This is a genomic window from Acinetobacter sp. WCHAc010034 (assembly GCF_001696615.3).
Lineage (GTDB): Bacteria > Pseudomonadota > Gammaproteobacteria > Pseudomonadales > Moraxellaceae > Acinetobacter.
This window is the reverse complement of record NZ_CP032279.1, coordinates 2,280,133-2,307,022: the sequence shown is the minus strand read 5'-3', so window position 1 is coordinate 2,307,022 and position 26,890 is coordinate 2,280,133. Positions and strand designations below refer to the sequence as shown.

The window sequence follows — 26,890 nt, the reverse complement described above, 5'->3', positions numbered from 1 at the left end:
TATTAGGTGTTACACCCATGAAACGTATGTTGATTAATGCAACTCATGCCGAAGAAATTCGCGTTGCACTCGTCACTGGTCAGCGTCTTTACGATTTCGACTTAGAGAATCGTACCCGTGAGCAAAAAAAATCCAATATCTATAAAGGCCACGTTACCCGCGTAGAGCCTTCCTTGGAAGCCGTGTTTGTAGAATACGGCGCAGGCCGCCAAGGCTTCCTGTCGATGCGGGAAATCGCCAATTCCTACTACAAGGCGGACCCGCGCCAAACTTCAAATATCCGCGAACTGATCACTGAAGGCACAGAGCTTCTGGTGCAGGTGGAAAAAGAAGAGCGCGGCAATAAAGGCGCTGCCCTTTCCACCTTCATTTCTTTAGCTGGCCGCTATCTGGTGCTGATGCCGAACAATCCGAAAGGCGGCGGCATCAGCCGTCAAATTTCCGGTTCAGTCCGTGACGAATTGAAAGAAATGCTGGCGTCTTTAAGCGTGCCGCGCGGCATGAGCGTGATTGTGCGCACAGCCGGCATCGGCCGTTCGCAGGAAGAGCTGCAGCTGGACCTGCAGCACCTGCTGGATCTTTGGGCGCAAATCCAAAGCACTTCAAGCTCTGGCCCGTCACCTATGCTGGTGCATCAGGAAGCCGGCGTAGTTACCCGCGCCATCCGCGACTACCTGCGCGATGACGTTGCTGAAATCCTGATTGACTCTGAGCAGGCCTATAACGAAGCCTACAACTTCGTCAAAGCCGTGATGCCGCGCCAACTCGACAAGCTGAAAACCTATACGCTGAATGAGCCTTTGTTTGCTCACTTCGGCATTGAAAGCCAAATTCAGACGGCTTATGAGCGCGAAGTGAAACTGCCTTCAGGCGGCTCTATCGTGATTGACCAGACCGAAGCTTTGGTGTCAATCGACATCAACTCGGCGAAATCTACCCGCGGCCATGACGTGGAAGAAACCGCGCTCAACACCAACCTTGAAGCGGCTGAAGAAATCGCGCGCCAGCTGCGCCTGCGCGACATCGGCGGCCTGGTGGTGATCGATTTCATCGACATGACCAAAGACCGCAACCAGCGCATGGTTGAAGCGAAACTGCGTGAAGCGACGCAAAGCGACCGCGCGCGCATTCAGTTCGGCCAGCTGTCACGCTTCGGCCTGATGGAAATGAGCCGCCAGCGCCTGCGTCCTTCGCTTGAAGAAGCGACCGGCTATGTCTGCCCGCGCTGCCACGGCACCGGCATGGTGCGCGACCTGCGCTCGCTTTCACTGTCGATTATGCGCAAAGTGGAAGAAATTGCCCTGCGTGAGCGCCATGGTGAAGTTCAAGTTCAGGTTCCTGTTGAAATTGCAGCATTCTTATTGAATGAAAAGCGTCACACTCTGGTTTACCTGGAACAAACCTCAGGTGTTCGTGTGACTGTGCTTCCGCACCCGCACTTAGAAACCCCGCATTACGAAATTTCGTATAACCCTGAAGGCTTTGCGCCAACCAGCTATGAACGCACCGAAGCGACCCGCTCCAGCGAAAAAGAGCTGGGCTACGAAGCTGCCGAATGGCATTTAGAGCAGGACCAGGCCGCGCAAGCTCCGGCGCAGCCGCAGGAAAAAGGCCAAAGAAAGTCAAGAAGCCAGCAGCAGCCTGCACAGCAGGCGCCTGCCCCGGCAGCGCCGGCACAGGCTTCTTCAAGCCCATGCGCATGGCTGGAAAATCTGTTTGTGCAGAAGCAGGCAGCGACGGTTGATCAGTCGCGCACTGCAAACAATGCAGCGGCAGCCATTGAACAAATGGTCAATGGCGGCGCAGTCAGCCGCGGCCAAATGGGCCAAGTGGTTTCAGCTCCGGCCGCAGCGCCAGCCCCTGTGCAGCCGGCAGCCGCGCCTGCAAGCAATGCCTACCTGACGCCTTCCAGCGTGGCGCTGAAAGCTGAAAGCCGCGAAGCGGACAAGCTGACAGCCGACAAAGAGGAAAAAGCGCAGCGCAGCAATAAAAAGCCGCGCAGCAAGCATAAAGAGCCGCGTGAGCAGGCGCAGCCGCAGGAAAGCGCAGCCCATCAAGTGCATGAAGAAATTGTTCAGGTGTCACGCCAGGAACAGCGTCAGGAAGCGCGCGAAAACAAGCGCAGCTCGCGCCGCCAGCACAGCAATGAGCAGCAGCAGGAAGTTCAGAGCAATGAACCGCAGCAGGCTGCTGTGCCGCGCCGCGACCGCAACAGCCCGCGCCCAAGCCGCCCGAACCGCCACCGCGACCCAAGCGTGCTGAATGAGCCGGCTGCTCCGAAACAGGCGCCTGCAGAAAACGCAGCGCCGGCGCGCCAGCCAAAAGCGGAAACGGTGAATGCGCCGCGCCAGGAAATCATGCCGACAGCGCTGGTGGTGAATATTGATCAAGCGCAAAGCGAGATCATTGCCCTTGCGCCGCAAGCGCAGACTGCTGCGCCGGCCAAAGCCGCTGCGCCAGCTGTGAAAGAAGAGAAAGTACAGGCTGAAGCAGCGCCTGCAAAAGCGCAGGAGAAGCCTGAAGAGCAGAAGCCGCGCCAGCAGCAGGTCAAGCGCGCCAGCAATGATCCGCGCCAGCGCCGCCGCCAGCAGCGTGAAGCGCAGGCGCGCCAGCCTGAAGCGCCAAAAATTGCGCCGTCTCAAGTGCCTGAGCTTGCGCAGCACACTGTCGGCAGCCTGATCCGCCATGTCTACGGCAGCGACTGCTCTGTGCTGATTGAACAGTTTGGACTGATTCCGACCTTCAACCGCGCATTACTGAAGTTCACCGAAGCACACGCGGCAGCGCTGGCTGCAGCGGCTGAAGCTGAAAAGAAGCCGGTAACACGTGATGCAGCTGTGTCCAAATCTGCGCCAGAAGCTGAACCGGCGCCGGTGCTGGATCTGACGCCGCCTAAGCCGGCATCGGAAAGCCGTGTAGCCAATGATCCGCGTGAACGCCGCCGCCTTGCCAAGCAGGCGCTGGAACAGGCGAAGCAGGCGCATGCAGAAGAGCCGGCAAAAGCTGAAGCAGCTGTTCAAGCTGAAGCTCCGGCAGCGCAGCCTACAATTGCGGAAACGCCAGCTGAACCGGCAACTGCTGAAAAAGCAGCCGAACCGGCAGCTCAAGCGGAAGCAGCTGAGCCGGTGCAGGCGGAATTGCCTGCCGACGCCGAGCAGCCTGCGCCTGCAGCCCAAGACGCTGCGGAAGCAGCCGATGCTGAAGTTCAAGCGGCTGATAATGCAGAAAAATCTGAATCCGAAGAAGGCGATCAGCCAAAAGCGGACAAAGACAAGCCTGCACGCCCGCGCCGTCCGCGCGGCCGCCCGCCGAAAAAAGCCAGCCCGGCAGCTGAGTAATCATTTGCTCAATTGCAGCTGATTAAAAAAATCCAGTCATTTCGGTGACTGGATTTTTTTTGTTACTTTGGTCAGATTAGGTTGATTGCACTAGACCGAAACGATTAAAAGACAATTGTACACATTGCTGCAAAGCTTATTGCAAACAAATAGACGCATTGGATTACGAAAAATAAATAGGATGAGCATGAACCAAACTACCCAGCACGATCTGATCGGGATTGCTGATGTCGCAGCAAAAATTCCGGGCCTGATTTCCAAAGTTCCCAGCCTGCTCAGCGGCCTGAAGCAGGCCTATCTGCGCACCCCGAATACCCCGGCCGGACTGGGCATCGCTTTTGAAAAAGCCGTCATGCGCAATCCCGACGGCAATGCCCTGCTGTTTGAAGATCAGCGCTATACCTATACCGAACTGAATGAATGGGCCAACCAGATTGGCCATTATTACCTTGCGCTGGGCGCGCAGAAAGGCGATGTGATTGCGGTGATGATTGAAAACCGCCCTGAACTGGTTGCTTCGATCATCGCCCTCGCCAAAATCGGCGTCACGGCAGCGCTGCTGAATACTTCGCAAACCGGCAAAGCGCTGGCGCACAGCATCAATCTGGTCAGCCCGATTGCGGTGATTGCCGGCGAAGAATGCCGTCAGGCTGTAGATGAGGTCCGCCAGGAGCTGCAGCTGCCGGCAGAGCGCTTTTACTGGTTCGCCGATCAGGCCACGCGCGCAGACGCAGGAAAAGCGCCTCAGGGCTATCTCAATCTGGCAGAAGCCATTGACCCCTTCCCGGCATTTAACACCCCGACCACGCACAGCGTCAAAGGCAAGGATGGCCTGTTCTATATCTACACCTCCGGCACCACCGGCCTGCCCAAAGCGGTGATTTTCACCAACAGCCGCTGGACTTTGGCCTACGGCACCTATGGCCATGTGCTGAACCTGAACCCCAAGGATGTCATGTACGTGACCCTGCCGCTCTACCATGCCACCGGCACGGTGGTGTGCTGGTGCGGGGTGATTGCCGGCGCAGCCGCTTTAGCCATCCGGCGCAAATACTCCACCTCCGCGTTCTGGCAGGACGTGCAGAAGTTTGACGCTTCGGCCATCGGCTATGTCGGCGAACTCTGCCGCTACCTGATGGATGCGCCGCCGTCTGCGCTGGAAAAAGGCCACCGCGTGAAAAAGATGATCGGCAACGGCATGCGCCCGAATATCTGGAATAAGTTCAAGCAGCGCTTCGGCATCGAAGATGTTCTGGAGCTGTATGCCTCCAGCGAAGGCAATGTCGGCTTCAGCAATGTGTTCAATTTTGACAATACCGTCGGCTTTTCTCCCACCCCCTACGCCATCATCCAGTTTGACAAAGAGAAAAATCAGCCGGTGCGCGATGCTGAAGGCTGGTGCATCAAGGTCAAGAAAGGCGAAACCGGCCTGCTGGTGGGCAAAATTACCCGCCGTTCGCCCTTTGACGGCTATACCGATGCGGAAAAGAACAAAGCCGTCATCATTAAAGACCTGTTCAAGCAGGGCGACGCCTACTTCAACACCGGCGATCTGGTGCGCAACATCGGCTTCCGCCATGCGCAGTTTGTCGACCGCTTAGGCGACACTTTCCGCTGGAAAGGCGAAAATGTTTCAACCACCGAAGTGGAAAACGCGCTCAGCGAATATGAAAAAATTGCCGAAGCCGTGGTCTACGGCGTGGAAATCCCGCATACCAACGGCCGCGCCGGCATGGCAGCCATCACGCTGGCCGACGGCGCCGCGCTGGATGAGGCGGACTGCAGCAAAATGGCGGCCGAATTCAGAAAATGCCTGCCGGCCTATGCCGTGCCGCTGTTCCTGCGCGTGCAGCAGCAGGCTGAAACCACCGGCACCTTCAAATATCAGAAAAGCAAGCTGAAAGAACAGGCATTCAACCCCAATGCAGCCGGTGAGCGCCTGCTGGTGCTGCTGCCGAACAGCACGGCCTACTGCGATCTGACCGCGGAGATTTTTGAAAATATTCAAGCCTATAAATACCGCTTCTAAGCGGAATAAACGCCTGTTTTAGCCCTAAAGCAGGCGTTTTTGTTGCATTTATAATCAAATAAAAGCAAGTTTATGTTTTTTTGCTTGCGCTTGAATGAGATCTTGCTACAATACGCTCCATCAAATGAAGTGGTGCTGGAAACTTTTTTCTTGCGCTGCGCGTTCGGGCTTAGCCTGAATGCAGGTTCAGGGTCGTTAGCTCAGTTGGTAGAGCAGTAGACTTTTAATCTATTGGTCCCGCGTTCGAGTCGCGGACGACCCACCATTTCCTTGATGCCTCAGATGGGTCGTTAGCTCAGTTGGTAGAGCAGTAGACTTTTAATCTATTGGTCCCGCGTTCGAGTCGCGGACGACCCACCATCTATCTAAAATTTAATTTTAGAAACTATAGTCAATTCAGTTTGATCCCCCTGTTGGGTCGTTAGCTCAGTTGGTAGAGCAGTAGACTTTTAATCTATTGGTCCCGCGTTCGAGTCGCGGACGACCCACCACTCTCTTCAGGCTTGTTCCTTCCGCACCGGAAGCGAAATCACAGCCGCAGGCTTCACATCAAGATACGGCGCACCGCCGCTTCTAACTCCCATTCGAACCTGTTTCCGCGCTTTTTATGCCGGGCTTGCATCCGCATTTTAAAATCCGCTCCGCCAAAAACAGCAGCCAGCATCTGCCGGCCAAATCCGCCTGCTTATTTCGAATGCGCATTCCGGATCAGCTGATAGGCCCGCGCCGGCTGCGGATAGCCTTTTGCGAACATTTCCTTATTTTTCGCCCGATGGTCATTGCGGATCTTTTCCACATCCATCACCAGCCGGTTCTGATCTGCAATCCGGTAGTAGAAATTCACCCCTTCCTTACGGTGCACGGTTAATTCGGTCTGTTCCGGATTCACCGTCCAGGTGTCTTTGCGGTAGGCGCCATCGCCGCCCGCCGTTGCATTCCTGTCTGCGAAGATTTTGCCGTAATGAATGATGCTGCGGTGCACGGTGCCGTCCGGCAGCAGATTCAGAATGAATTCCGCAGTGCCTTTTTCACAGGCCACAAAATCATCTTCGCAGGGAATATTGGCATGGTAGCGCCCGATAAAATTCCGGGCATAAGCCGGAACTGGGCTGTCCGGCGCTGCCTGCCGGCTGCCGGCAGCGTCCGCTGCTTCAGCATGGCGCTCCTGCGCAGGCATGCGGCTATTTGCATCCGCAACCGATACCGCAGCGGGCGCCGGCTGCTCCTGCGGCGGCGGGGCTGCCTGCTGGCTGCATCCTGCAAGCAGGCTTCCTGCGCAGGCCGCAGCCATGCGGCGGATTGAACTGATAAAGTATTTTGACGCAGCACATTCCATAATTTGCCAATACCGCCTGATCTTTTTGCTGTTGGGGCTCCGCTGACATTGTAAGCATTAACGAGAAGCCCTGCACAGTTCCTGCTGAAAATATTTTGCAGATCTCATTGCCTGCACTGGGAGTTCAGGCGCCGGCATCAAGGGCGCGCGCTTTTCTGCGCCTTTACATATTTTAACTTTTTTCCGGCATTTCCCCCTTTAAATCACCAGCTGCATCGCCATTTTTAATATGAGGAAAATTATTTGATTCACCCTATTTCTATTTTTAAGGAGGCTCGAATGGCCAGTGCCGGTTTATACCGCTCCAACCGCTCAAACATGATTGCAGGCGTCATGGGGGGTATTGCTGAACGTTTTGGCTGGAATGCCAATCTGCTGCGGATTATCTTTGTGATTATTTCCTGCATGAGCGCCGCCTTTCCAGGAATTTTGGTGTATCTGGCGCTGTGGCTGATCATGCCGAAGCAGGCGCCCGCCATTCAGAACCCGCAAGGCTACAGCAAGCCTGTGCGCACCGTAAATGATGACCCGCTGCGCTGACAGCGGCTCAAAGGCGCTGTTGAATTAATCCCTTAGACCTGTTTTTGGTCACTGCAGCTTTTCCCCTAAATGCTGCAGTTTTTTTTGCCCGCTTCAGCCGGGCTGCTCACGCAGGCGGTTCAGCTGCTGGTTCAACGCGGCGATCATATCCGCGCGGCTGATGATGCCGGTCAGGCGCTGCTGCTCCACCACCGGAATATAGTTGAACGAGCGCTCGACAAAATACGGCACCAAGTCCTGAATGGGCTGCTGCGGCTGCGCCGTCACCACCTGATGATTCATAATCTGATAGACGTGATTTTCCCAGGAGGCTTTCGGGTCGGCCGCGCGCTTGAACCATTCCACCACATCGTACAGCGCCAGCGTGCCGACCAGCCGGTCCAGATCACTGACCACCGGCAGGCTCATCAAATTCACCTGCTTGAATTTTTCCAGCGCGGACTGAATGTCGTCTTCCGCGCGCAGGCAGATCACCTGCCGGGTCATAATGTCCTGACAGGTGAACTGGCTGACCGCGCGCGCATTGGCGATTTCCTGCGCCTTTAAAATAATTTTCTGCAGGTCATAGTCGCTGATGTCTAAAAGCTGGGTTTGGCGGTCCAGCACATTTTGAATATCCTGCGGCTGAATGCTGACTTTCTGGGTCGGGGTTGGGCTGGCGGTGCGGCGGTTCAGCTGGGCTTGCTGCGGGTACTGCTTGCCCAGCAGGCGGTTGAAGATAACCGCTGCAAACATCAGCAGCATGGAATTCAGCAGCACTGGATACAGCACAAACATATAACCCAGATCATGCACCGCCTTGCCGCCCAGCACCGCGGTAATCGCCACGGCCCCGCTGGGCGGATGCAGCGAGTCTGTGCTCATCATCAGGACAATCGCCAGCGCCACCGCAATGCTGAAGGCTCCGGTCAGGTTCGGAATCAGCAGGGCGCAGCTGACGCCGATCACTCCGGCAAGGGTATTGCCCACCACCATATTCCACGGCTGCGCCAAAGGGCTGGCCGGCACAGCGAACAGCAGCACCGACGAGGCGCCCATCGGCGCAATGTACCACGCGTTTAAACCGCCCAGCGCCAGCCAGCTGATGAAAGATGACAGCGCCAGCCCGATCAATGCGCCTAGGCCGCAGAGCAGGCGCTCTTTGAGGGGTAAAACTTTAAAGTTGGGTTTGAGCGTATTCAGCCAGTCTGCTTTGGAGTGAAACACGGTTTGCCTTGCTTGCTGCTTTGACGGGGTCCGGCCATTATAAAGCCATCGTTTTATAAGGTGTATTTATTTTACATCTTAGAAAGATAAGTTTTTTCATTTCAATCGCTGTCGCCAAAGCCTATATTTGTCCAAGAACTTAATTTTATAAAGAAGAAAGGCAGGCATCTTGAGAAAATTCAAATATGAAGACCACCTTGAAACCTTAGGCTTATGTGAATGCCTAATTCCCCTGATTCAATTTGAAGTGCAGCAAGGCAATAAAATCTCTGGTTACGATACTCAGGCAAAATGGCCTAAAGAAGGGAGCCATTTGATTTATTTAAAACAGTCCCTGCACTTAAAAAATCTTAATTTTCCTCAGCACCCAAATGTTCGGGCAGATGTTAACCGGGACATGCATTTTAATTGGCATACAGATGCTTACTGCACCTTGCATCATCACTTAATTATTGGATAGCTGATGAAAAAAAAGAAAAAACAGGCTGAAAAACTTGAAATCTGCGGCTGTTTAAATGAATTATTAACGCTTGAACTGTCACTTGGAAATTCAGTTTCCCACTTTGACAATCATGCCAAATGGCCTTATCCCGAGACCCATTTTGTTATGCTAGCCAATGATCTTCATGCTCATTTAGAAGCATTGACATACTCAAAAAATATTTCTCATCAAATATGCCGGAATCTTCATTATGGCTGGCACGATGAATGTTTATGCAAAATACATCATGACTTGCTTTGCGCAGGCCATACCAAGCGATTTTAGCGAATATACAATTAAGTGCTGAAAAATAAATAGAGCCTTTGCCACCCACCGCTAAACTCCTTATAATTGAGCACAATTTTTCTCTAATTTTAAGTGGATGACCATGAGTCGCGCCATATCGCATATTGATACCTTCCAAGGCTTAATTCTTGCCTTGCAAAACTACTGGGCGGAGCAAGGCTGCGTCATTTTGCAGCCATACGACATGGAAATGGGCGCAGGGACATTCCACACTGCAACTTTCCTGCGCGCTTTAGGCCCTGAAACCTGGAACGCGGCTTATGTGCAGCCGTCGCGCCGCCCGAAAGACGGCCGCTACGGTGAAAACCCGAACCGCCTGCAGCATTACTACCAGTTTCAGGTGGTGCTGAAGCCAAACCCTGACAATATCCAGCAGCTGTATCTGGACTCTTTAAAAGCCATCGGCATTGACACCCTGGTGCATGACATCCGCTTTGTTGAAGACAACTGGGAATCGCCGACACTGGGCGCCTGGGGCCTGGGCTGGGAAGTCTGGCTGAACGGCATGGAAGTGACTCAGTTCACTTACTTCCAGCAAGTCGGCGGTGTTGAATGCTACCCGGTGACCGGTGAAATCACTTACGGCCTTGAGCGCCTGGCGATGTACCTGCAGGGCGTAGACTCAGTTTACGATCTGGTTTGGACCAAAGGCCAGTTCGGCACAGTCACTTACGGCGATGTGTTCCATCAAAATGAAGTGGAACAGTCGACCTACAACTTTGAATATGCCAACGTTGAAAAAATGTTTGAGCTGTTTGATTTCTATGAAGCTGAAGCCAGCCGCCTGATGGAAGCTGAACTGCCGCTTCCTGCCTATGAGCAGGTGATTAAAGCATCGCACAGCTTCAACCTGCTGGATGCGCGCGGCGCGATTTCCGTGACTGAGCGCCAGCGCTATATTTTACGCGTGCGCACACTGGCGCGCGCAATTGCGCAAAGCTATGTGGCTGCCCGCGCCAAGCTGGGCTTCCCGATGGCGGAACCGCATTTGCGCGATGAAGTTTTAGCCCAGCTGAAAGCGCAAGTTGAAGCCGAAGCCAAAGAAACCAACAAGGAGAGCAACTAATGTCTAAACATACAGTATTGTTCGAATTGGGCTGTGAAGAACTGCCGCCGAAAAGCTTAAAGAAACTGCGCGATGCGCTTCAGGCTGAAACAGTTAAAGGCTTAAAAGACGCCGGCTTAGCTTTCGATGCCGTTGAAGCCTATGCCGCGCCGCGCCGCCTGGCATTGAAAATTGCCAATATTGATGGCGCTCAAGCCGATACTCAGAAGCGTTTTGACGGCCCTGCGGTGCAGGCAGCTTATGATGCGGAAGGCAAGCCAACCCGCGCGCTGGAAGGCTTTATGCGCGGCCAGGGCATCACTGCGGATCAGGTATCGACCTTCCAAGCCGGCAAAGTTGAAAAAGTCTGCTACCTGAAGGATGTGCAGGGCCAAAGCCTTGACGCTTTGCTGCCGCAGATTCTGCAGGCGGCGCTGGATAACCTTCCAATTGCAAAACGCATGCGCTCCGCAGCCAGCCGTACTGAATTCGTCCGTCCGGTGAAATGGGTGGTGCTGCTGAAAGACAATGATGTCATTGATGCAGTGATTCAGGACCACAAAGCCGGCAGCGTGACTTACGGCCACCGCTTCCATGCGCCTGAAGCGATTGCTTTGGCGAATGCTGAAGAATACCTGCCGAAACTGAAAGCCGCCTATGTTGTGGCGTCTTTTGAAGAGCGCCAAGCCATCATCGACCAGCAAGTCAAAGCGCTTGCCGATGAAGTGAATGCAGTGGCGATTGTGCCTGCAGACCTGCGTGACGAAGTGACGGCATTGGTGGAATGGCCAGTTGCGCTGCGCGCCAGCTTTGAAGAACGCTTCCTTGCCGTGCCGCAAGAAGCCTTGATCACCACCATGCAGGACAACCAGAAGTATTTCTGCCTGGTCAACAGCGACAATAAGCTGCAGCCGTACTTCATTACGGTTTCAAATATCGAGTCTAAAGACCCGGCGCAGATTATTGAAGGCAACGAAAAAGTTGTCCGTCCGCGCCTGTCTGACGCTGAATTCTTCTTCCTGCAGGATCAGAAGCAGCCTTTGGCTTCGCGCAAGGAAAAACTTGCCAACATGGTTTTCCAGGCGGAATTAGGCACGCTGTGGAACAAGTCTGAACGCATTGCCAAGCTGGCTGCTGCCCTGGCGCCAATTACCGGCGCTAAGGCGGAAGATGCTGAAAAAGCAGCCCTTCTTGCCAAATGCGACTTAACCTCTGAGCTGGTGGGTGAATTCCCAGAGCTTCAGGGCATTGCAGGCACTTACTATGCGCGCATTGAAGGCGAAAATGATGAAGTGGCTGAGTCTTTAGGCGAGCAGTATCTGCCTAAATTCGCGGGCGATGTTTTGCCGAAAACCAAAACCGGCACCACCATTGCCCTTGCTGACCGCCTAGATACCCTGACCGGCATTTTCGGCATTGGCCAAGCGCCGACAGGCTCTAAAGACCCGTTTGCGCTGCGCCGCTCCGCAATTGGCATCCTGCGCCTTGTAACTGAAAACAATCTTGATGTGTCGATTGAAGACCTGATCAAGCTTGCGCTTCAGGCCTATGGCGATGTGCTGAAAGACCATGCGAAGACTTTGGCGGATGCTGTTGCATTCCTTGAAGGCCGCTACCGCGCCAAGTATGAAGACCAAGGCGTTGCGGTTGATGTGATTCAAGCGGTTCAGGCGCTGTCGCCGAAATCTCCGCTGGATTTTGACAAGCGCGTGAATGCGGTGAATCACTTCCGCGCCTTGCCTGAAGCAGCAGCCCTTGCCGCAGCCAACAAGCGCGTTGCCAACATTTTGGCTAAAGAAGCTGCGCCTGAAGGCGCCGTGGTTGAAGCCAGCCTGGTTGAAGATGCTGAAAAAGCATTATTCGCTGAGCTTGCGAAAATCACCCCTGCGGTAGAGCCGTTATTTGCTGCCAAGGACTACACCGCAGCCTTGTCTGCGCTGGCTGCCCTGCGCGCGCCTGTCGATGCCTTCTTTGACGGTGTAATGGTGATGGCGGATGATGCGGAACTGAAAGCCAACCGCTTGCGCCTGCTTGCTCAGCTGCGTGATTTATTCACTAAAGTTGCCGATATTTCGGTGCTGCAGCACTAAGCGCATATTTGAAATAAAATTAAAACCCTGCTAGAAATAGCGGGGTTTTTTAATATTAAGAATAAATCAGCAGCCATAATGATGAATGCCTCTCCAATTAAAAAGTTTTACCGAATAGATGCCTGCCTTGCGCTTTGCCACGCCCTTTTGCTGGCATTCAGCTATGGGCTATGGAAGCTCCATCCGCATATACAGGCCAAACCGGATATGAGCGGCCTATTCTTTATGATTATCACTATTTTGGGCGGTTTTGCAGGGCTGATTGTGCTGGGCGTGACCCTGCCCCGCTTAGACCGCTCTGTCCGCAATTTATCAATCAATAAATTTGTTTTAGCTTTGCTGTATTGGCTTTCAAGCGCCGTCATTTTTGTGCTGTTTGGCATCACCAAGTTTTTCTTCAACAATCCGCTGGTTCTGCTGATTTTTGTTTTGGTTTTTTTCAGCAGTATTTATCTTTCGGTGATCCGCCTTGCGGATATGCGCAAAAAAGACTGGCTGATTTTAAGCGGGATTTTTGGAGCTATTGTACTGTTCTTCTTTTTGCAAACCATATAAAGAATAGCGCGCTTAGCTGATTTTGCTGCGCTAGGCGGAAGCGGAAAAACTGCATTATGCTGTTTTAAAACCCAATATATTGAATAATTCTCAATATTATTTGGTTAAATAAACATCAATAAATCAAATAATTGTCATAGCTATGCTTTATCATCACATAGCAAAATTCCGAAATAAAATACTGCATATTTTGAATATATAAACCATTCTTCAGGTAACTTTTTAAAATGAATAAATCATTTCTAAGCTTAATCGCAAGTACGATTATTTTAACTGGGTGCGCAACAACAAAATCAATTCAATATCCTGCCAAAGGCAGCAATACCACACTTTCCGTGTCGTCTGAGCAGATTTCAGCGATGACTGAATCCGGCGGAGGCGATCATTTTATTGAAGGAAGCCAAATTACAGTCGGAGATGCAAGCAATGCGCTTGCCAACCCTGCATCAACTGCGTTTGGGCTGATTGGCGTTGGCATTGCGACAGCAATTGATAAAAAAAGCAATGGCGCGGCCATCGCTGACAGCAGTTTAAAGCAAGCCATTAAATTTGATGAAATTGTAAATAAAAAAATTGCTTCCGCTTTGCAGGCAGCCCCTGCAGATGCTTCGCTTAAAGTATTGGCTTTAAATCAAGAATCTGATATTAAAGTTGTTCCATTTGCGCGGCTTTCTTTTAAAAACAAGCCTGATGTGAGCGCTGTTTTTGGCCTTAAAGCTGAGTTTAAAAATGCCGCTGACAATAACGCCTCTGCAAAGCGCGTATACAATTATATCAGCCAGAAAAAAGCGCCATTAACAGAATGGGATACCAACAATAATGCAGTCTTTTTTACACAGGCCAATGGGGCCTTTGATGCGCTGTCACAAGTTCTAGTGCTGGATATGCAGCATCAGTTAAAGTTGGAGGCAGCCAGTGAAGCCCACCAGAAGAAATGCAAATCAACCGCTGATTTCGCCGGCCTGACTTTTATTGAAGCGCCTGAAAACCTGTGTGTAGGCGTACTGAAAACGAATAAAGGCCAAGTTCTCCAAAATATCGTGCTGCTGATTGAACAGTAATTGATGCCTGCTTTAACAGCGTAACGGTGATGGCGGATGATGTGGAATTGAAAGCTAGCCGCTTGCTCAGCTGCGTGACTTGTTTACAAAAGTGCGGATATTGAGGCGCTGCAGCACAAAGAAGCATGGACGTTTACAGCAAATCCCCTATCGCATTAGCAATCCTCAAGCTCTTTCTAGAGCTTGAGGACAGGCAGCCATTAACATTTGCAGCGCTTGAAGATATTAAGCCTGTTGCTATGCACTTTTAGCAATCTATCAAAACCTATAGGCAATCCGCCCTCAATTCCCTATACTCGACCTGACAACACTCAACAAGAAAGAAGCTTATGAAACTGAAAACGCTCATTTTGACTGGTCTTGCGGGTATCGCACTTACAGCATGTGCAACAGCGCCAAAAATTCCAACATTGGACTTAGGGGTCCTGCAAGAAGTCAGCGACTTGGACGTCTATCCAAATACCACCAATAACAAAGCCAAACTGACTAAATTTGATGACAAATGCGTGATTGAATTTACCGGCAATCTGGAAGCCGGAAAAGTCATTGAACAATGGTCATTTAAAGGCTACACCCTGATGACCGGCGGTTCAGCAACCTTTGCCAAAGACGGCACCAGCACTGCCACCAAGTTTGACCTGCATGCGCCAGACGTTCAAAAGAACTTCCTTGCGCTGCGCGGCAATTTCGCAAAAGATGCGCTGGCGCAATGTGACTGACCGGCACGCCGGCTTGATCACCTGCAGCCTCCCGGCTTGCAGGTGATCGCCCCTTCCAGCTGCCATACCAAGGCTGCCTTTTAAAACTGCTCCCATTTCACGCTTCGCACTGCCCCCCACATACTTCTCCTAAGCATCAGAACATTCTGCTGTATGAATTTCGCTGCGCGCGCATGCAGGCTGCAAAAGCATGCTTATAATGAGGGCCTGAACCGGGCTTTACGGCCTCTAAGACAACGCATAGATAGAGGTGCCTGCGCCATGAATATTTTCAGCCATACATTAAAAACTGCACTCTGTGCTGGCTTGGCTTTAGCTTCGGCCTCACTGTGGGCGCAGCAGCCCGCTGCCCAGCAAAGTGAAAAGCCGGTCAAGCCTTATGGCAGCAATCCGAATATTTTCCATGTCTGGGCCTATAAAACTCAGGAAGGCGTGCTGGGCACCGCTAAAAAGGTCGGCGGCGCGGCTGAGCGGGGCGCTGCCAAAGTGAAGCCGTCAGTCGATCAGGCCTGGGACAGCACCAAAGACATCGCCAGCAATACTGCACATAAAGTGGATGAAGGCGCGCAAAAAGCCGCGCAGAGTGCAACTGCCAAAATTCAGGAAACTAAAGATGCGATTGGCGGCAAGCCGCAGCAGCCGGCGCCGATTGAGCAGCGCCCTTTAAGCGAGTCTTCCTCGGCCGGCAGTCCAGCTGTGCCGAAAGCAGCGCCTGCTGGCGGTTCAGCGCCTACGGCTTACCCGGTAACGGATTTATAAGCCTGCAGCGGCAAAAATTGATAAAAAACGCCCAGCATGATGCTGGGCGTTTTCATTTTAAGCCTGCGCTGTGAATAGAATGGTATTCATCAATGCAGAATCAGCAATACAGCGTATGCGCCAAGTCCAGCGGAAGCGTGGCGCATACGCTTCTATTCCTGATTGGCTGTCAGTTTACTTTGCGGACCGGCAGGCCCGCTTTAAACGCCTCGGCATTTTCAATCAGCTGCTGCACAATGCGCTGTCGGGCATCGACGCTGCCCCATGCGCTGTGCGGGGTAATAATCAGGTTCGGAATGCTGCTGTCCAGCAAGACATTGCCGTCTGCAGGCGGCTCAACCGTTAAAACATCGGTGGCTGCGCCGGCAATCTGCCCTTGGCGCAAGGCATCGGCCAAGGCCTGCTCATTCACCACGCCGCCGCGCGCGCAGTTGATTAAGAACGCGCTGGGCTTCATCTTGGCGAAAGCCGCGGCATCGACCAGATCCTGCGTATCTGCAGTCAAAGGGCAATGCAGGCTTAAAAAGTCAACTTGCGGCAGCAGTTCCGCAAACGGCACGCGCTCCGCAGCCGCTGGCCGCTTCGGCAGCGAAGCGGCCAGCACTTTCATGCCAAAAGCCTGCGCCAGTTTCGCCACGGCTTTGCCCAGCTCGCCGTAGCCGACCAGCCCCAGAGTTTTTCCGGACAGTTCAATAATCGGATAGTCCAGCAGGCAGAATTGGCTGGCTTTGTTCCATTCGCCGTTCTGCACAGCGCGGTCATACTGCCGGAAAGAAGCAGCCAAATTCAGCATCAGCATTAAGGTATGCTGCGCCACGGCAGCTGTGCCGTAGCCTTGGCAGTTGCACACCGTCACGCCCTGGCGCTGGGCCTGCGCCAAATCAATATTGTTGGTGCCTGTGGCTGAAATTAAAATCAGCTTCAGCTGCGGGCACTGCTGCAGAGTTTCGGCATCCAGCGGCGCTTTGTTGCTGATAATCACATCGGCATGCTGCACCCGTTCCAGCAGCTGCTGCGGCGAAGTGCCGGGATATAAAATCAGCTCATCAAAAACCGCATGCAGGCCGCTGAAGTCCAAGTCATTTTTATCCAATGATTCATAATCTAAAAAAACCGCCTTCATCTGCATCCTCTCGCTGTTATCCTTGCTGGCCAAATCCGGCAGCTTATGGCATTAAAGCCAAACCGCGCCTGCATTTCAAGGCAATTCCGCTGCTGCATGCAGCAAAAAGCCCGCTACTTTGCGCAATGCTGATCAGTTAAGAAATTTCGCCGTAAACTTCTTAACATTTTGGGTTATTCACGGCGGAGTCTTACCGTTTTTAAATCAAATTTTTGGAGCTCGTTTTGTTCTTTTGTTTCGCCAAAAGAACCAAAAGCATTTGTCATCCGCGAAACCTGTTCACTTTCTGCAATTAAATAATTTTGTTGCAAAAACAGTCCTTTTCAAAGGACAGATAGGTTGCGGATGACGCTTCCGCGTATCAAATAATATCGCAAGTTTAAAAAAGAAAAAGCCAGTCACAATATCTTAACTGACTGGTATTAACTACTTTGCGGGCTTATCAATATGCTTGTCTAAATCATTGCGCAGCGCGCGGCGGATTTTAATGGTGACATAGACCGCCAGAACCGCCAGCACAATCAGGCTGAGCGCAAATACGGCCAGCGCCGGCAGATAAGCGCCCTCAGCCGGCTGCGCATGGCTCAGGCTGGAAAACAGCGCGCAGAATATCAGGAAAAATGCAGCAAGCGCCTGCCGGAACTGCATACTGATCACCCTCATATTTTTAGAAAGCCTTTGTTATCGGCAGCATCCCCTGCTGCGCTTTATTTGATCATAGCCCGATTGCAGGAAAACACAATAGGCTATTTTTCAGGCTAATTCTTTTCCAGCTGCGGCATGAATCTGCTGTGCTCATCCATCTCGTCGCCGAAATGCGCTGCGCCGAATTCATCGGTGCTTAAATTCAGCGCTTTATAGCTGATGACATAGCAGTCGGCGTATTTTTTCATGATCAGCGGATGCATGCCCAGCGGCAGATCGTCCTGCAGCGGCACCAGCTTCATCATCTGCCGGTCATTCATCACCACCAGATAGGGCTGGCCATTCCAGCTGATCTGCACCAGCCCGTTGCCTTTGGCGTAAATCGGTATCAGGAATTTATGATTCAAGGCAATCGCGCCGGCCGCGTAGCTTTCCACCTTTTGGCTGATGGCATTAAATACCAGGCCGTGCTCATAGGCGTCCTGCAGCAGGCTGCGCTGTTCCTGCGGCATGCTGACTTCTATGCCCAGTTTGGCCAAGTCCTGCTGATCGACCTGCTTATTGCTGAACAGCTCGCGCAGCAAGGCCTGCTTCTGCTTGGCGTCAAAAAACTGGCTGTCGAGCGCCAGGTCATTGCTTTTCAGAATATGGCCCAGCGCATCGCGGTGGCGCGGCAGCAGGCTTTCAATCACTTTGCGGTAATAGAATTTGCTGTTCTTTTTCACCTGGCGCATTTTCCGGTAAAAATAGCTGGCCTCAAAAGGATGGCGCAGGAAGTCATGCACCAGCTCCGAGCTGGCCAGCACCGCAATTGCATCGTGGCCGGTATAAGGCAGGTGCAGCAGGTGCGCATGCGGAATCACCGGCTTTAAATGCTCAACATGCACGCGGTCCGCCGCATAATACGGGTCAAACACCACGATGTATTCGCGCTCAGGCGAAACATCTTCCGGCTTAATCTGCATGCTGCCGTTGAGTTCCGGCTGGTAGAACATGTTGTAGCGGGTGTCTTCCACATCATCGGGATCAATCGAATACTGCGGCACCATCGCCACCACGCGCTGCGCATCCAGCAGGTTGGAATATTTAATGGCCGCATAGCCGCCCATCGAGCCGCCGTAGGCGATGCGCCGCTGAAACGGCGCAATCACCGGCTGAATGCTGTCCAGCATGGCGGCAATGGAACGCTCAGGGAACCATGATTTCTGCTTCGGCATAATGCCAATCACATTAAAATCAAATTTGTGCAGTGATTTTTCAGCATTCACGCTCAAGCCTTTGGCCCGCGTAATTAAATCGCCAAAGGAGAAAATCAGCTCTTCGGACGAACCTTTAAGGAAAATGACCCGAAGCTGTTCATCTTCAAAAATAATCTGTTTATCCATCATCGCACCGTTATCAAGTCCTTTGCATCATTCATCAAATTCCATACGCTGTCAAAAGTCGCCGCACAGGGGAATATGCTATTTTATAGAGGAGTCAGGGATTAAAAATTGCAGAATATGACACAATCACTCCATCCTGCCGCAGAAAAAGGCTTTAGCGCTGCCGCGGCGCTGTATCAGCAAGTGCGCCCGGGCTATCCTGCCGGAATCAGCGAATGGCTGCAGCAGCATTTGCATTTGGGCCCGCAGGATGCGCTGCTGGATTTAGGCTCCGGCACCGGCAAGTTTCTGCCCTATTTAAAAGCCCTCAGCGCCAATGTCACGGCGGCTGAACCGGTGCCTGAAATGCTGCAGCAGCTGCGCCTGGCGCATCCCGAAGTTAAAGCCGTACAGGCATTCAGCAGCGCGCTTCCCCTGCCCAGCCAGTCGGTGCGCGCGGTGTTCTGCGCGCAGTCGTTCCACTGGTTCGCCACGGCTGAAACTTTAGCGGAAATTCACCGCATTTTACAGCAGGACGGCGATCTGGTGCTGATCTGGAATCAGCGCGATATCCACACCGGCTGGGTCAAGGCTCTGGCCGATATTCTTGCCCCGCTTGAAGGCGATACCCCGCGCTGCCACAGCGGCGCATGGAAAACAGCCTTTCAGCAGCAGCCCTGGTTTAAACTGGAGCAGGAAATGGCCTTCAGCCAGCTGCATCATGGCACAGTAGAGCAGGTGGTGTCCAAGCGCCTGCTCTCTACCAGCTTTATCGCCGCCCTGCCGCAGGCGCAGCAGCAGGCGCTGAAACTGCAGTTTGAACAGGCGGTTTTTGCGCGCACCGGCAAGCGCGCGCAGGATGAGATTGATTTTCCCTATGCCACCCATGTTTATGTCTTTAAAAAAGCAACCGAGAAATAAGGTGCCCTATGCGACAAGCGCTTAAAATTTTATGGCTGCCGGCTTTGGCCAGCGCAGCCCTGCTGTTTTCCGGCTGTGACCGCAGCAAGGAAGCGGAAAAGCCGTCCGCGGAAATTACCCAGGATGACCAGATCATGCGCGAACTGGCTTCTGAGCCGGTTAAGGCATTCGCCAAAACGCCGGATGATGCGCAGGACATTCAGGCATTGACTGACTTTGACCAGCGCTTTAGCGCCGTCAGCGATGACATGGAGGACGAGCTGATGCGGATGAAGGAAAACGGCTCGCTGACGCCAGAATTCGCCGCTGCGCGCAAGCGCGACAACATTCAGTCCGCGCTGCGCATGCTGAAGGAACTGGATTTGAAAACCGAACAGGGCCGCTATATTCAGGGCCTGATGTATCAATACTGGGACGCTCAGGGCAAGCTGCTGGATCAGCCGCAGGCTGAACAGAATGCTCAAAAGCCAAGCGAACACATGCAGGGCTTAGGGCAGTTTATCCACGCGCAGGAACAGCTGGATCACTGGCAGGCGCAGTATCCGGAACTGAAAAAGCCGGGCGCCTGAGGGCGCAGGGCCTGATGGAATAAAGCCCGCCACTGCAGGCTTTAAGGCCGTTCCGCATACTGCGGCAGATCATCGGCAATCTGCTCCCATTCCGCCTTGGATGCGGCGAAGATATGGCAAACCGGCCGCTGCGCAAGCGGCGTATCCAGCGTGCCGATACGCAGGCGGTAAAAGTCCGGGGTCTCGGCTTTAATGCTGATGATCGGCGAACCGCAATGGCCGCAGAAGCAGCGCTGCGTGCCGGCGCTGGAGGCGAACTTTTTCAGCGCATCCTCGCCGGCAGTGAAGCGGAAATCCGCCCTGGCCACCGGCGCATTGGCGGCATAGGCCGAGCCATTGGCTTTGCGGCACTTTGAGCAGTGGCACTGCATAATATCGCCGATTTTTCCATGAATTTCATAGCGCACTGCGCCGCATAAACAGCTGCCCGCATATTGTTCTGCTGTGCTCATATCTTTTCATTCTGTCTGAGGGGGAAGACTGAACATAGCACGGCCGCGGCGCAAATACAGCGCAAAAATCCGATGCTTAAGCCTTGGCGGATAAATACTCATGCGCGCCCTGCCCGGCAGCCCGCCCTGTGGCAAAGCATGCGGTCAGCAGGTAGCCGCCGGTCGGCGCATCCCAGTCCAGCATTTCGCCGGCGCAGAACACCGCCGGATTGGCCTGCAGCTGCAGCTGGCCGGTCAAGGCTTCGGGCTTAATGCCCCCCGCGCAGCTGATGGCTTCTTCAATCGGGCGGAAACCGCTTAAGGGAATGCGCAGCTGCTTAATCCGCTGCGCCAGCTGTTCAGGCTGCTGCCACAGCGCTTTAGCCACCAGCTCGCGCACCAGGCTGGCTTTGGCCGCATCCAGCCCGGCTTTGCGCCAGACATTGCTCAGCGACTGCTTTTTGCCCGGCTGCAGTTTCTGCGCCAGCTGTTCTGCGCTTTGATCCGGCAGCAAATCCAGATACAGCGCCATCGGCTGCCGGTTTTTCGCCAGCTGGCGCAGCGCCCGGCCCTGCTTATAAATCAGGCCGCTTTCCATTCCGTAATGCGAAATCACAATATCGCCAGAAGACTGTTCAGAATGCTCAACCCATGCCGCCACCCGCTTCAGCGGCTGGCCAAACACCGGCTGCATGAATTCAGACCAGCGGATTTCCACCCCGGCATTGCTGGCCTGAAAAGGCTCAATATCCTGCGCATTCAGCCACTGCTGCCATGCGCCGTCACTGCCGAGCTGCGGCCAGGACACCGCGCCGCAGGCCATGACAATGGCGTCAAAAGCTTCGGAACGGACGCTGCCCTGCAGCAGGTCTTTCAGCTCCAGAACATTCCGCTGCAGGCCCAGCACTTGATGGCGGTAATGGAATTTCACTCCCTGCTGCGCCAGGCGCTTCAGCCAGGCGCGCAGCAAAGGCGCCGCTTTCATTTCAACCGGAAACACCCGGCCGGAAGAACCGGTATACGATTCAATGCCTAAGCCTTTCATCCAGTCTTGAATCCAGGCGGCGCCGCACTGCTGCACCCACGGCGCCAGCCATTCCGCCCGGTCATAGCGCTGCATGAAGCGCTTAGCCGGTTCGGCATGCGAAATATTCAGCCCGGTCTTGCCGGCCATTAAAAACTTGCGCGCGGCCGAAGGCTTCTGCTCATAGACATGCACTTCATAGTCATGCCCGCTCAGCACTTCCGCCGCCATCAGGCCTGCCGGGCCTGCGCCGATCACCGCAATGCGCCTGCCCATTTATTCCGCCGCCTGCTCAGGCGCCTGCCCCTGCAGAGGCTGGAAATCATCAAAACGCGTCGCATAGCCGGCTGGCTTGGTGATGATCAGCTGCTGGCACAGTTCACCGCGCTCTAAATATTTGATTTCAAAATGCGTGCGCGCCGAATCCTGCGCAACCGCTTCTTTGATGAAGGGCAGTTTCCAGACCTCCATCAGCTGCTGCTGCGCTTCTGCAATATATTCAGGAATATTGCTGGCAAGGGTAATGCTGCCGCCGGCCTGCAGGCGCGACAGCAGGAATTCAAAAAACGGCATATTCAGCCAGCGCTGCGCAGGGTTATGCGGCTCCGGATTTGGATACAGGATAAACAGCTGCTCCACTTGCGCAGGAAACAGCGCATGCACCGCCCAAGGCACAGCATCCGCATGCACAGGCTGCAGGTTCTGCTGCCCTTCAGCGCCATGCTGCTTCTGCATGCAGAGGAATTTCTCCCGCGTGCGCTCCACAGCAATCAGCCGCTTTTCCGGATTCTGCCCGCTGAACAGCAAAGCGTGCCGGCCTTTGCCTGCGCCTATTTCCACGCAAACCGGCTGGCTGGCAATGGCTTGAAAATCGCGGGGGGCATGCATGCGCTGCGCTTGAAATTGACGAATCGGCATAATCAGATCAAACTAATAAAAACGCCACAAGTCTAACAATTGCGGCCGTATTTGCCTAATCGAATCATCTGTTTTTATTTGGAGCTTGATCATGCCTACGACTCTGGCCTGTCCGCGCTGCGGGGATCTCACCGCTTGGGAAAACAACCCCTGCCGCCCATTCTGTTCAGAGCGCTGCAAGCTGATTGACCTCGGCGCATGGGCCAATGACGAATACCGCCTGCCGACGCAGGATGCGCCGCAGGCCGAAGCCGGCTCACAGGACGGCTTATTTTAAGAAATTTAAACAGCCGCTGCGCTTATTTAAATTTAATTCACAGTATCATACGGCTGTCATCAAAAGCCCCTATCCTGCCCCTATAAAAATGACAATTTTACAGGGAATTTCTGCATGAAATTGGGGATGCTGTATGCGGCGTTCTGCCTGTTTGCCCTGCTGGGCGCGGGCAGCTTAGGTGTTGGACTGTATCAGGCTGACGCGCTGATCTGCGCGGTCGGCATCCTGCTGATTTTTGCGGCTGTGCTGATTTTTCTGGAGGCGCGCAGGCAGCGGGCGGATCCATTTCAGCAAGACTGATGCCTGCATCAGCCTTGCTGAAGCTGCGGCTTAACCGGCTTTGCCCGCCACAAAAGGATTGTGCTGCTTTTCAAAGCCAATGGTGCTGACCGGGCCATGGCCGGAAATGAACTGGGTTTCATCCGGCAGGCTGAAGCATTCGCGCTGAATGGAGTCCAGCAGCTGCTGATGGTTGCCGCGCGGGAAATCCGTACGGCCAATCGAGCCTTTAAACAGCACATCGCCGGTCCATAACAGGCCGTAATTGCGGTTATAGAACATCACATGGCCCGGGGTATGGCCCGGCGCAAAACGCACTTCAAAGGCTTCGCCGCCCAGCTTCAGGGTTTCCCCGCCTTCCAGCCACTGCGTCACCTGCACTTTTTCCGGAACCGGAAAACCGTAGCGCGCGGACACTTCCTGAATCATGTCCAGCCAGAAGGCGTCTTCCTTATGCGGGCCAATCACCGGCACATTCCAGATCTTTTTCAGCGCGCCGGCCGCCCCGGCATGGTCTAAATGGCCATGCGTCAGCCAAAGCGCCTGCACATTCAGGCCCAAGGCCTCAACTTCGGCCTGCAGCTTTTCCGGCTCGCCGCCGGCATCAATCAAAACCGCTTCTTTGGTTTCGGAGTCCCAAACAATTGAACAGTTTTGCTGAAATGCCGTAACCGGCACAATTTTGACTTGCAGCATTTGGCTGAACCTCAGAATTTCAGTGGGCTAATATGTGCTTTAAGGCGTCAAGATTAGCCTGAAGCAGGCTGCTGAGCAATTGCAAATGATCCGCGCGCGCGTTCAGCGCCGGAATATAGCTGTAGCTGCCGCCGCCGGAAGCGGCGAACAGGTCCGCATTCTGCAGCGCCAGCTCTTCCAGCGTTTCCAGGCAGTCCGCGGAAAAAGCCGGGCTGATGACCTGCACCGACTGCACGCCCTGCCCGCCCCACTGCTGCAGCAGAACGTCGGTATAGGGCTTGACCCATTCCTGCTTGCCGAAGCGCGACTGAAAGCTGATGGCCCATTGCTGAGCGCTCAGGCCCAGTTCGTCGGCCAGCAGCTGCGCCGTCACCCGGCAGCGCTCCGCGTAGGGGTCGCCTTTGTCGGCATAAGGCTGCGGAATGCCGTGAAAGGACATCAGTAGCTTTTCCGGCTGCCCATGCATGGCCTGATAGTCGCGCACGCTTTGCGCCAGCGACTGAATGAATAAGGGATGCTGATAATAGTCGCGGATAACCGACAGGCCCGGCAGATTGCGCTGCTGCGGAATCCATTTGGCCAGCGCATCGTACAGCGGCGCAGTGGATGTGGCCGAATACTGTGGAAACAGCGGCAGCAGAATCAGATGGTCCTGCGGGTCTGCCGCCAGCTGCTGCAGCAGCGCGCCGATGCCCGGATTGCCGTAGGTCATGGCCGGAACGACATTCAGCTCAAATTCAGGATACTGCGCTGTCAAGGCGGCTTTAACCGCCTCCACCTGCTGCAGCAGGATTTCCCGCATCGGCGAGTCGCTGTTCCACACCATGGCGTAGGCATGCGCAACGCGCTTAGGCCGGAACGGCAGAATGAACAGGCGCAGGATCAGCTGCCAAAGCGGCTTGGGAATTTCAATCACGCGCTGATCCGATAAAAACTGCTTCAGAAACTGGCGCACTGCGGGAACGTCCGGCGCATCCGGCGTTCCCAGATTGGCTAAAATAACCGTGATTTTTGCTTTAGCTGCAGCAGACATCGAACCTTTCCAATTAACCTGAACAGCAGTACTTTAACAGCTTTAGCGCGCCGCACTAAAGGGATTAATAGGAAGTTTTAACCTGAAAAATCCGCTCATTATCCAGCAAATTGCTTTCCATCAGCTTCTGCGCCTTAGGGGTAATCCGCCACAGCATTCGCTGCCGGTCATCGCGGCCGGACTGCACAATCCATTCGTTCTGGCGCATCTGCATTTTAATGCTGTGCAGGGCGCGGATGTTGATCTGCGCGCGGGCGACCGCATGCGCGCGCGGCATTTCAGCGCGCGCATCCTTCAGGCCGGTTTCATTCAGGTATTCATTCATTCGCTTGGAAAAGAACTCTTCCGGCGTCGGATGCACAAAGGTTGCGCCCAGAATTGACAGCAGCTGCGCCCAGGTCATTTCCTTCTGAACTTTCAATTCCTTGAAATTGCCGTCCTGATAGGCATGCATGCGGTATTCAAACGCAAAAACTTCATGCATGGACACTTTCGGCAGGCTGAGGAAGGGGTCAGCTTCGCGCTTGCCGGACTCGGTTTCCAGCTGCTCCAGCTTGCTTTTCAGGCGGTCAATTTCATCCTGCAGCAGCTGGGTATTCTGCGGGCGCACCCAGCCCAGCACCGGATAGCGCTCCAGCATCTGCGGCAGGTTCAGGCGCACCGCCATTTCCAGATCGCGCAGGCTACGGTAGCTGAAAACCTGATCCGCTTCATTCTGCAGCAGCTTGCGGAATTCCTGAAACTTTTCACGCAATTCGGCTTTATCGTCATGCAGGGCGGCGTCGCGCGCGGACGGCTCATCATGCATGAACACAATGACTGGCTTCTGCTTGGTCACGGCATAAATGTATTCCAGATGCATATAGCCCACGCCGGATACCGACTGCTCGCCGTAGGCGCTGCCCAGCAGGATCACCACATAGTCGCAGTCATCAATCTGGCGGCGCGCAAAGGCCGTGCTTAAAGGCGTGCGCTGTTCCAGCCCCCACGAAAAAAAACCCATGCCCACCAAAGTCTGGGCCAAAATCATCCGCTCCGGCTGCATTTCGCTGCCGGACGTTGAAATAAAAACCTGATAACGCTTATCGAGCATTGGTTATCCTCTTCCAATTGCACACTGCAGCGTGATGCAGCTCAGCCCTGCATACTGCGCGCCGCGCATATGACTGCCCCAATATGAATACTCAATCCATACACAGCTATTGCTTAAATCTTTCAAAAGACTAACTTAATTTATCTGGCGGCTAAATGCCAATATTATTGATGCTCCAGGTCAGATCCGGCTGAATCAGGCGGCTTAAAACCGGCCTTAAGGCATCCGCATTCTGGCCGCTGACGTAGCACGCTAGCCGGACCGCATTTTTACGGTCTTGTTCAAATAATAACTCATTTTTAATTAAAATGCGGGCCGTTTGACGCGCAACGGCAAATCCCGAATCAATTAATGTCAGTTTCTGACCAAAAATGCGCTGAATTGCGGGCTTTAAGAACGGATAATGCGTGCATCCCAGCACCAGATAGTCCGCGCCCAGATCCACCGCCGGCTGCAGAATCTCCCGCAGCGTCTGCAGGCAGGCTGCGCTCATCTGCTCCCCGGCTTCAACAAAAGGCACCAGCTTCAGGCAGGTGATCGGCATGACCTGCACCTGTGCCGGCTGGGCAAAGCGCTCCACCACATCCTTGATCAGCTGGCCGCGGAATGTCGCCGGGGTGGCCAGCACCGCCACGGTTTTGCTTTTGCTCTGCAGCACCGCAGGCTTTAAGGCCGGCACCAGGCCGATAATCGGGAAATGCTCGCCGTAATGCGCGCGCAGGTAATCCAGGCTGAAGGCTGACGCTGTATTGCAGGCCACCACCGCGGCTTTGCAGCCCTTGCGGTACAGCCATTCAATCGCGCGCGCAGTCAGCTCGCGGATATTCTGGTCATCGCGCGGCCCGTAAGGCACATGCGCGGTATCGGCAAAATAGACAAAATGCTCATTCGGCAAGTAGCGCGCAATTTCCTGCGCGACCGACAGCCCGCCCACTCCCGAGTCAAAGATGCCGATCGGCGCATCCGCAGCGGCTTTCGGCATCGGATCATGCAGCGGATAAAGGGGATGAATGGCTGTCATAGCTTCAGATTCAGAAGTGATATTCAGATGG

The 26,890-nt window shown here is 53.9% G+C and carries 28 protein-coding genes and 3 tRNA genes; 18 read left to right on the top strand and 13 right to left on the bottom strand.

Annotation, left to right across the window (positions count from 1 at the left end; translation table 11 throughout):
* Nucleotides 1–17: 17 nt before the first annotated feature.
* From BEN74_RS12605 to BEN74_RS12585, 5 genes are all read left to right on the top strand, one after another.
* On the top strand, nucleotides 18–3,338 hold the full coding sequence (locus BEN74_RS12605; RefSeq protein ID WP_068909710.1) for an Rne/Rng family ribonuclease: 3,321 nt from the start codon (nucleotides 18–20) through the stop codon (nucleotides 3,336–3,338).
* 187 nt (nucleotides 3,339–3,525) lie between these two features.
* Nucleotides 3,526–5,367, top strand: a complete 1,842-nt coding sequence (locus BEN74_RS12600; protein WP_068909933.1) for a long-chain-acyl-CoA synthetase — start codon at nucleotides 3,526–3,528, stop codon at nucleotides 5,365–5,367.
* A 189-nt stretch (nucleotides 5,368–5,556) separates the two neighbouring features.
* Nucleotides 5,557–5,632, top strand: a tRNA-Lys gene (locus BEN74_RS12595).
* Between the two features lie 19 nt (nucleotides 5,633–5,651).
* Nucleotides 5,652–5,727: transfer RNA gene (locus BEN74_RS12590), tRNA-Lys, on the top strand.
* Nucleotides 5,728–5,782: 55 nt separating this feature from the next.
* Nucleotides 5,783–5,858, top strand: a tRNA-Lys gene (locus BEN74_RS12585).
* 194 nt (nucleotides 5,859–6,052) lie between these two features.
* Here the strand turns inward: BEN74_RS12585 and BEN74_RS12580 are convergent.
* Nucleotides 6,053–6,703 carry a hypothetical protein gene (locus tag BEN74_RS12580; protein WP_086374257.1) on the bottom strand — a complete coding sequence of 217 codons (651 nt, stop codon included), beginning with the start codon at nucleotides 6,701–6,703 and terminating at the stop codon, nucleotides 6,053–6,055.
* A 279-nt stretch (nucleotides 6,704–6,982) separates the two neighbouring features.
* Here BEN74_RS12580 and BEN74_RS12575 point away from each other — a divergent pair, with 279 nt between their 5' ends.
* Nucleotides 6,983–7,243, top strand: coding sequence for a PspC domain-containing protein (locus BEN74_RS12575; protein WP_068909712.1), 261 nt, complete (start codon nucleotides 6,983–6,985; stop codon nucleotides 7,241–7,243).
* Nucleotides 7,244–7,336: 93 nt separating this feature from the next.
* On the opposite strand, the gene BEN74_RS12570 is transcribed toward BEN74_RS12575, so the two are convergent.
* Nucleotides 7,337–8,449: an HPP family protein gene (locus tag BEN74_RS12570; RefSeq protein WP_068909714.1), complete on the bottom strand. Its 1,113-nt coding sequence runs from the start codon at nucleotides 8,447–8,449 to the stop codon at nucleotides 7,337–7,339.
* A gap of 169 nt (nucleotides 8,450–8,618) precedes the next feature.
* Here BEN74_RS12570 and BEN74_RS12565 point away from each other — a divergent pair, with 169 nt between their 5' ends.
* From BEN74_RS12565 to BEN74_RS12530, 8 genes are all read left to right on the top strand, one after another.
* The gene (locus tag BEN74_RS12565; RefSeq protein ID WP_068909717.1) at nucleotides 8,619–8,909 is read left to right on the top strand and encodes a hypothetical protein; all 291 of its coding nucleotides are present in this window, start codon (nucleotides 8,619–8,621) and stop codon (nucleotides 8,907–8,909) included.
* A 3-nt stretch (nucleotides 8,910–8,912) separates the two neighbouring features.
* Nucleotides 8,913–9,215, top strand: a complete 303-nt coding sequence (locus tag BEN74_RS12560) for a hypothetical protein (RefSeq protein WP_068909719.1) — start codon at nucleotides 8,913–8,915, stop codon at nucleotides 9,213–9,215.
* 103 nt (nucleotides 9,216–9,318) lie between these two features.
* The gene (glyQ, locus tag BEN74_RS12555; protein WP_068909937.1) at nucleotides 9,319–10,302 is read left to right on the top strand and encodes a glycine--tRNA ligase subunit alpha; all 984 of its coding nucleotides are present in this window, start codon (nucleotides 9,319–9,321) and stop codon (nucleotides 10,300–10,302) included.
* Nucleotides 10,302–12,371 carry a glycine--tRNA ligase subunit beta gene (glyS, locus tag BEN74_RS12550; RefSeq protein ID WP_068909721.1) on the top strand — a complete coding sequence of 690 codons (2,070 nt, stop codon included), beginning with the start codon at nucleotides 10,302–10,304 and terminating at the stop codon, nucleotides 12,369–12,371. The genes glyQ and glyS overlap by 1 nt, the downstream gene beginning before the upstream one ends.
* Nucleotides 12,372–12,452: 81 nt before the next feature.
* A complete protein-coding gene (locus BEN74_RS12545) occupies nucleotides 12,453–12,926 on the top strand; it encodes a hypothetical protein (protein ID WP_068909939.1) in 474 nt (157 codons plus the stop codon).
* Nucleotides 12,927–13,153: 227 nt separating this feature from the next.
* On the top strand, nucleotides 13,154–13,987 hold the full coding sequence (locus BEN74_RS12540) for a hypothetical protein (RefSeq protein ID WP_068909723.1): 834 nt from the start codon (nucleotides 13,154–13,156) through the stop codon (nucleotides 13,985–13,987).
* Nucleotides 13,988–14,316: 329 nt separating this feature from the next.
* Nucleotides 14,317–14,706 carry a hypothetical protein gene (locus BEN74_RS12535; RefSeq protein ID WP_068909726.1) on the top strand — a complete coding sequence of 130 codons (390 nt, stop codon included), beginning with the start codon at nucleotides 14,317–14,319 and terminating at the stop codon, nucleotides 14,704–14,706.
* A gap of 261 nt (nucleotides 14,707–14,967) precedes the next feature.
* Complete coding sequence (locus BEN74_RS12530) at nucleotides 14,968–15,465, top strand: hypothetical protein (protein ID WP_068909728.1); 498 nt, start codon at nucleotides 14,968–14,970, stop codon at nucleotides 15,463–15,465.
* A 169-nt stretch (nucleotides 15,466–15,634) separates the two neighbouring features.
* Here the strand turns inward: BEN74_RS12530 and BEN74_RS12525 are convergent, their stop codons facing one another.
* The 4 genes from BEN74_RS12525 to BEN74_RS12515 all read right to left on the bottom strand — a co-directional run bounded on the left by BEN74_RS12525 (nucleotide 15,635) and on the right by BEN74_RS12515 (nucleotide 18,618).
* Nucleotides 15,635–16,588, bottom strand: coding sequence for a 2-hydroxyacid dehydrogenase (locus tag BEN74_RS12525; RefSeq protein ID WP_068909941.1), 954 nt, complete (start codon nucleotides 16,586–16,588; stop codon nucleotides 15,635–15,637).
* A 173-nt stretch (nucleotides 16,589–16,761) separates the two neighbouring features.
* Nucleotides 16,762–16,899, bottom strand: coding sequence for a hypothetical protein (locus tag BEN74_RS19470; RefSeq protein WP_162898187.1), 138 nt, complete (start codon nucleotides 16,897–16,899; stop codon nucleotides 16,762–16,764).
* Between the two features lie 115 nt (nucleotides 16,900–17,014).
* Nucleotides 17,015–17,251 (bottom strand): hypothetical protein, encoded by a 237-nt coding sequence (locus BEN74_RS12520; protein ID WP_068909730.1) that lies wholly within the window; start codon nucleotides 17,249–17,251, stop codon nucleotides 17,015–17,017.
* 95 nt (nucleotides 17,252–17,346) lie between these two features.
* Nucleotides 17,347–18,618 (bottom strand): hypothetical protein, encoded by a 1,272-nt coding sequence (locus BEN74_RS12515; RefSeq protein WP_068909733.1) that lies wholly within the window; start codon nucleotides 18,616–18,618, stop codon nucleotides 17,347–17,349.
* 117 nt (nucleotides 18,619–18,735) lie between these two features.
* On the opposite strand from BEN74_RS12515, the gene BEN74_RS12510 reads away from it, so the two are divergent.
* The gene (locus BEN74_RS12510) at nucleotides 18,736–19,518 is read left to right on the top strand and encodes a class I SAM-dependent methyltransferase (RefSeq protein WP_068909735.1); all 783 of its coding nucleotides are present in this window, start codon (nucleotides 18,736–18,738) and stop codon (nucleotides 19,516–19,518) included.
* A gap of 8 nt (nucleotides 19,519–19,526) precedes the next feature.
* Nucleotides 19,527–20,087 (top strand): hypothetical protein, encoded by a 561-nt coding sequence (locus BEN74_RS12505; RefSeq protein ID WP_068909737.1) that lies wholly within the window; start codon nucleotides 19,527–19,529, stop codon nucleotides 20,085–20,087.
* A 41-nt stretch (nucleotides 20,088–20,128) separates the two neighbouring features.
* Here BEN74_RS12505 and BEN74_RS12500 read toward each other — a convergent pair whose 3' ends face one another.
* From BEN74_RS12500 to BEN74_RS12490, 3 genes are all read right to left on the bottom strand, one after another.
* Complete coding sequence (locus tag BEN74_RS12500; RefSeq protein WP_068909739.1) at nucleotides 20,129–20,539, bottom strand: GFA family protein; 411 nt, start codon at nucleotides 20,537–20,539, stop codon at nucleotides 20,129–20,131.
* 76 nt (nucleotides 20,540–20,615) lie between these two features.
* Nucleotides 20,616–21,818: a TIGR03862 family flavoprotein gene (locus tag BEN74_RS12495; RefSeq protein WP_068909740.1), complete on the bottom strand. Its 1,203-nt coding sequence runs from the start codon at nucleotides 21,816–21,818 to the stop codon at nucleotides 20,616–20,618.
* Entirely contained in the window at nucleotides 21,819–22,466 is a 648-nt protein-coding gene (locus BEN74_RS12490) for an SAM-dependent methyltransferase (protein WP_171404931.1), read from the bottom strand.
* Nucleotides 22,467–22,551: 85 nt separating this feature from the next.
* Between BEN74_RS12490 and BEN74_RS12485 the strand changes: the two genes are divergently transcribed.
* Both BEN74_RS12485 and BEN74_RS19465 read left to right on the top strand, forming a co-directional pair.
* Nucleotides 22,552–22,737 carry a DNA gyrase inhibitor YacG gene (locus BEN74_RS12485; RefSeq protein ID WP_068909744.1) on the top strand — a complete coding sequence of 62 codons (186 nt, stop codon included), beginning with the start codon at nucleotides 22,552–22,554 and terminating at the stop codon, nucleotides 22,735–22,737.
* 114 nt (nucleotides 22,738–22,851) lie between these two features.
* Nucleotides 22,852–23,037 carry a hypothetical protein gene (locus BEN74_RS19465; protein ID WP_162898186.1) on the top strand — a complete coding sequence of 62 codons (186 nt, stop codon included), beginning with the start codon at nucleotides 22,852–22,854 and terminating at the stop codon, nucleotides 23,035–23,037.
* Nucleotides 23,038–23,067: 30 nt separating this feature from the next.
* Here the strand turns inward: BEN74_RS19465 and BEN74_RS12480 are convergent, their stop codons facing one another.
* The 4 genes from BEN74_RS12480 to murI all read right to left on the bottom strand — a co-directional run bounded on the left by BEN74_RS12480 (nucleotide 23,068) and on the right by murI (nucleotide 26,859).
* Nucleotides 23,068–23,712, bottom strand: coding sequence for an MBL fold metallo-hydrolase (locus BEN74_RS12480; protein ID WP_068909746.1), 645 nt, complete (start codon nucleotides 23,710–23,712; stop codon nucleotides 23,068–23,070).
* Nucleotides 23,713–23,731: 19 nt separating this feature from the next.
* Entirely contained in the window at nucleotides 23,732–24,745 is a 1,014-nt protein-coding gene (gene hemH, locus BEN74_RS12475) for a ferrochelatase (protein ID WP_068909749.1), read from the bottom strand.
* A gap of 64 nt (nucleotides 24,746–24,809) precedes the next feature.
* Nucleotides 24,810–25,838, bottom strand: coding sequence for a DUF4062 domain-containing protein (locus tag BEN74_RS12470; protein WP_068909751.1), 1,029 nt, complete (start codon nucleotides 25,836–25,838; stop codon nucleotides 24,810–24,812).
* A gap of 151 nt (nucleotides 25,839–25,989) precedes the next feature.
* On the bottom strand, nucleotides 25,990–26,859 hold the full coding sequence (gene murI, locus BEN74_RS12465; protein ID WP_068909753.1) for a glutamate racemase: 870 nt from the start codon (nucleotides 26,857–26,859) through the stop codon (nucleotides 25,990–25,992).
* Nucleotides 26,860–26,890: the final 31 nt, after the last annotated feature.

Bases quoted from the DNA above. Each gene is read 5' to 3' on its own strand.
- BEN74_RS12605 (WP_068909710.1), top strand. From the start codon at position 18: ATGAAACGTATGTTGATTAATGCAACTCATGCCGAAGAAATTCGCGTT.
- BEN74_RS12600 (WP_068909933.1), top strand. From the start codon at position 3,526: ATGAACCAAACTACCCAGCACGATCTGATCGGGATTGCTGATGTCGCA.
- BEN74_RS12580 (WP_086374257.1), bottom strand. From the start codon at position 6,703: ATGGAATGTGCTGCGTCAAAATACTTTATCAGTTCAATCCGCCGCATG.
- BEN74_RS12575 (WP_068909712.1), top strand. From the start codon at position 6,983: ATGGCCAGTGCCGGTTTATACCGCTCCAACCGCTCAAACATGATTGCA.
- BEN74_RS12560 (WP_068909719.1), top strand. From the start codon at position 8,913: ATGAAAAAAAAGAAAAAACAGGCTGAAAAACTTGAAATCTGCGGCTGT.
- glyQ (WP_068909937.1), top strand. From the start codon at position 9,319: ATGAGTCGCGCCATATCGCATATTGATACCTTCCAAGGCTTAATTCTT.
- glyS (WP_068909721.1), top strand. From the start codon at position 10,302: ATGTCTAAACATACAGTATTGTTCGAATTGGGCTGTGAAGAACTGCCG.
- BEN74_RS12545 (WP_068909939.1), top strand. From the start codon at position 12,453: ATGAATGCCTCTCCAATTAAAAAGTTTTACCGAATAGATGCCTGCCTT.
- BEN74_RS12540 (WP_068909723.1), top strand. From the start codon at position 13,154: ATGAATAAATCATTTCTAAGCTTAATCGCAAGTACGATTATTTTAACT.
- BEN74_RS12535 (WP_068909726.1), top strand. From the start codon at position 14,317: ATGAAACTGAAAACGCTCATTTTGACTGGTCTTGCGGGTATCGCACTT.
- BEN74_RS12530 (WP_068909728.1), top strand. From the start codon at position 14,968: ATGAATATTTTCAGCCATACATTAAAAACTGCACTCTGTGCTGGCTTG.
- BEN74_RS12525 (WP_068909941.1), bottom strand. From the start codon at position 16,588: ATGAAGGCGGTTTTTTTAGATTATGAATCATTGGATAAAAATGACTTG.
- BEN74_RS12520 (WP_068909730.1), bottom strand. From the start codon at position 17,251: ATGAGGGTGATCAGTATGCAGTTCCGGCAGGCGCTTGCTGCATTTTTC.
- BEN74_RS12515 (WP_068909733.1), bottom strand. From the start codon at position 18,618: ATGGATAAACAGATTATTTTTGAAGATGAACAGCTTCGGGTCATTTTC.
- BEN74_RS12510 (WP_068909735.1), top strand. From the start codon at position 18,736: ATGACACAATCACTCCATCCTGCCGCAGAAAAAGGCTTTAGCGCTGCC.
- BEN74_RS12505 (WP_068909737.1), top strand. From the start codon at position 19,527: ATGCGACAAGCGCTTAAAATTTTATGGCTGCCGGCTTTGGCCAGCGCA.
- BEN74_RS12500 (WP_068909739.1), bottom strand. From the start codon at position 20,539: ATGAGCACAGCAGAACAATATGCGGGCAGCTGTTTATGCGGCGCAGTG.
- BEN74_RS12495 (WP_068909740.1), bottom strand. From the start codon at position 21,818: ATGGGCAGGCGCATTGCGGTGATCGGCGCAGGCCCGGCAGGCCTGATG.
- BEN74_RS12485 (WP_068909744.1), top strand. From the start codon at position 22,552: ATGCCTACGACTCTGGCCTGTCCGCGCTGCGGGGATCTCACCGCTTGG.
- BEN74_RS19465 (WP_162898186.1), top strand. From the start codon at position 22,852: ATGAAATTGGGGATGCTGTATGCGGCGTTCTGCCTGTTTGCCCTGCTG.
- BEN74_RS12480 (WP_068909746.1), bottom strand. From the start codon at position 23,712: ATGCTGCAAGTCAAAATTGTGCCGGTTACGGCATTTCAGCAAAACTGT.
- hemH (WP_068909749.1), bottom strand. From the start codon at position 24,745: ATGTCTGCTGCAGCTAAAGCAAAAATCACGGTTATTTTAGCCAATCTG.
- BEN74_RS12470 (WP_068909751.1), bottom strand. From the start codon at position 25,838: ATGCTCGATAAGCGTTATCAGGTTTTTATTTCAACGTCCGGCAGCGAA.
- murI (WP_068909753.1), bottom strand. From the start codon at position 26,859: ATGACAGCCATTCATCCCCTTTATCCGCTGCATGATCCGATGCCGAAA.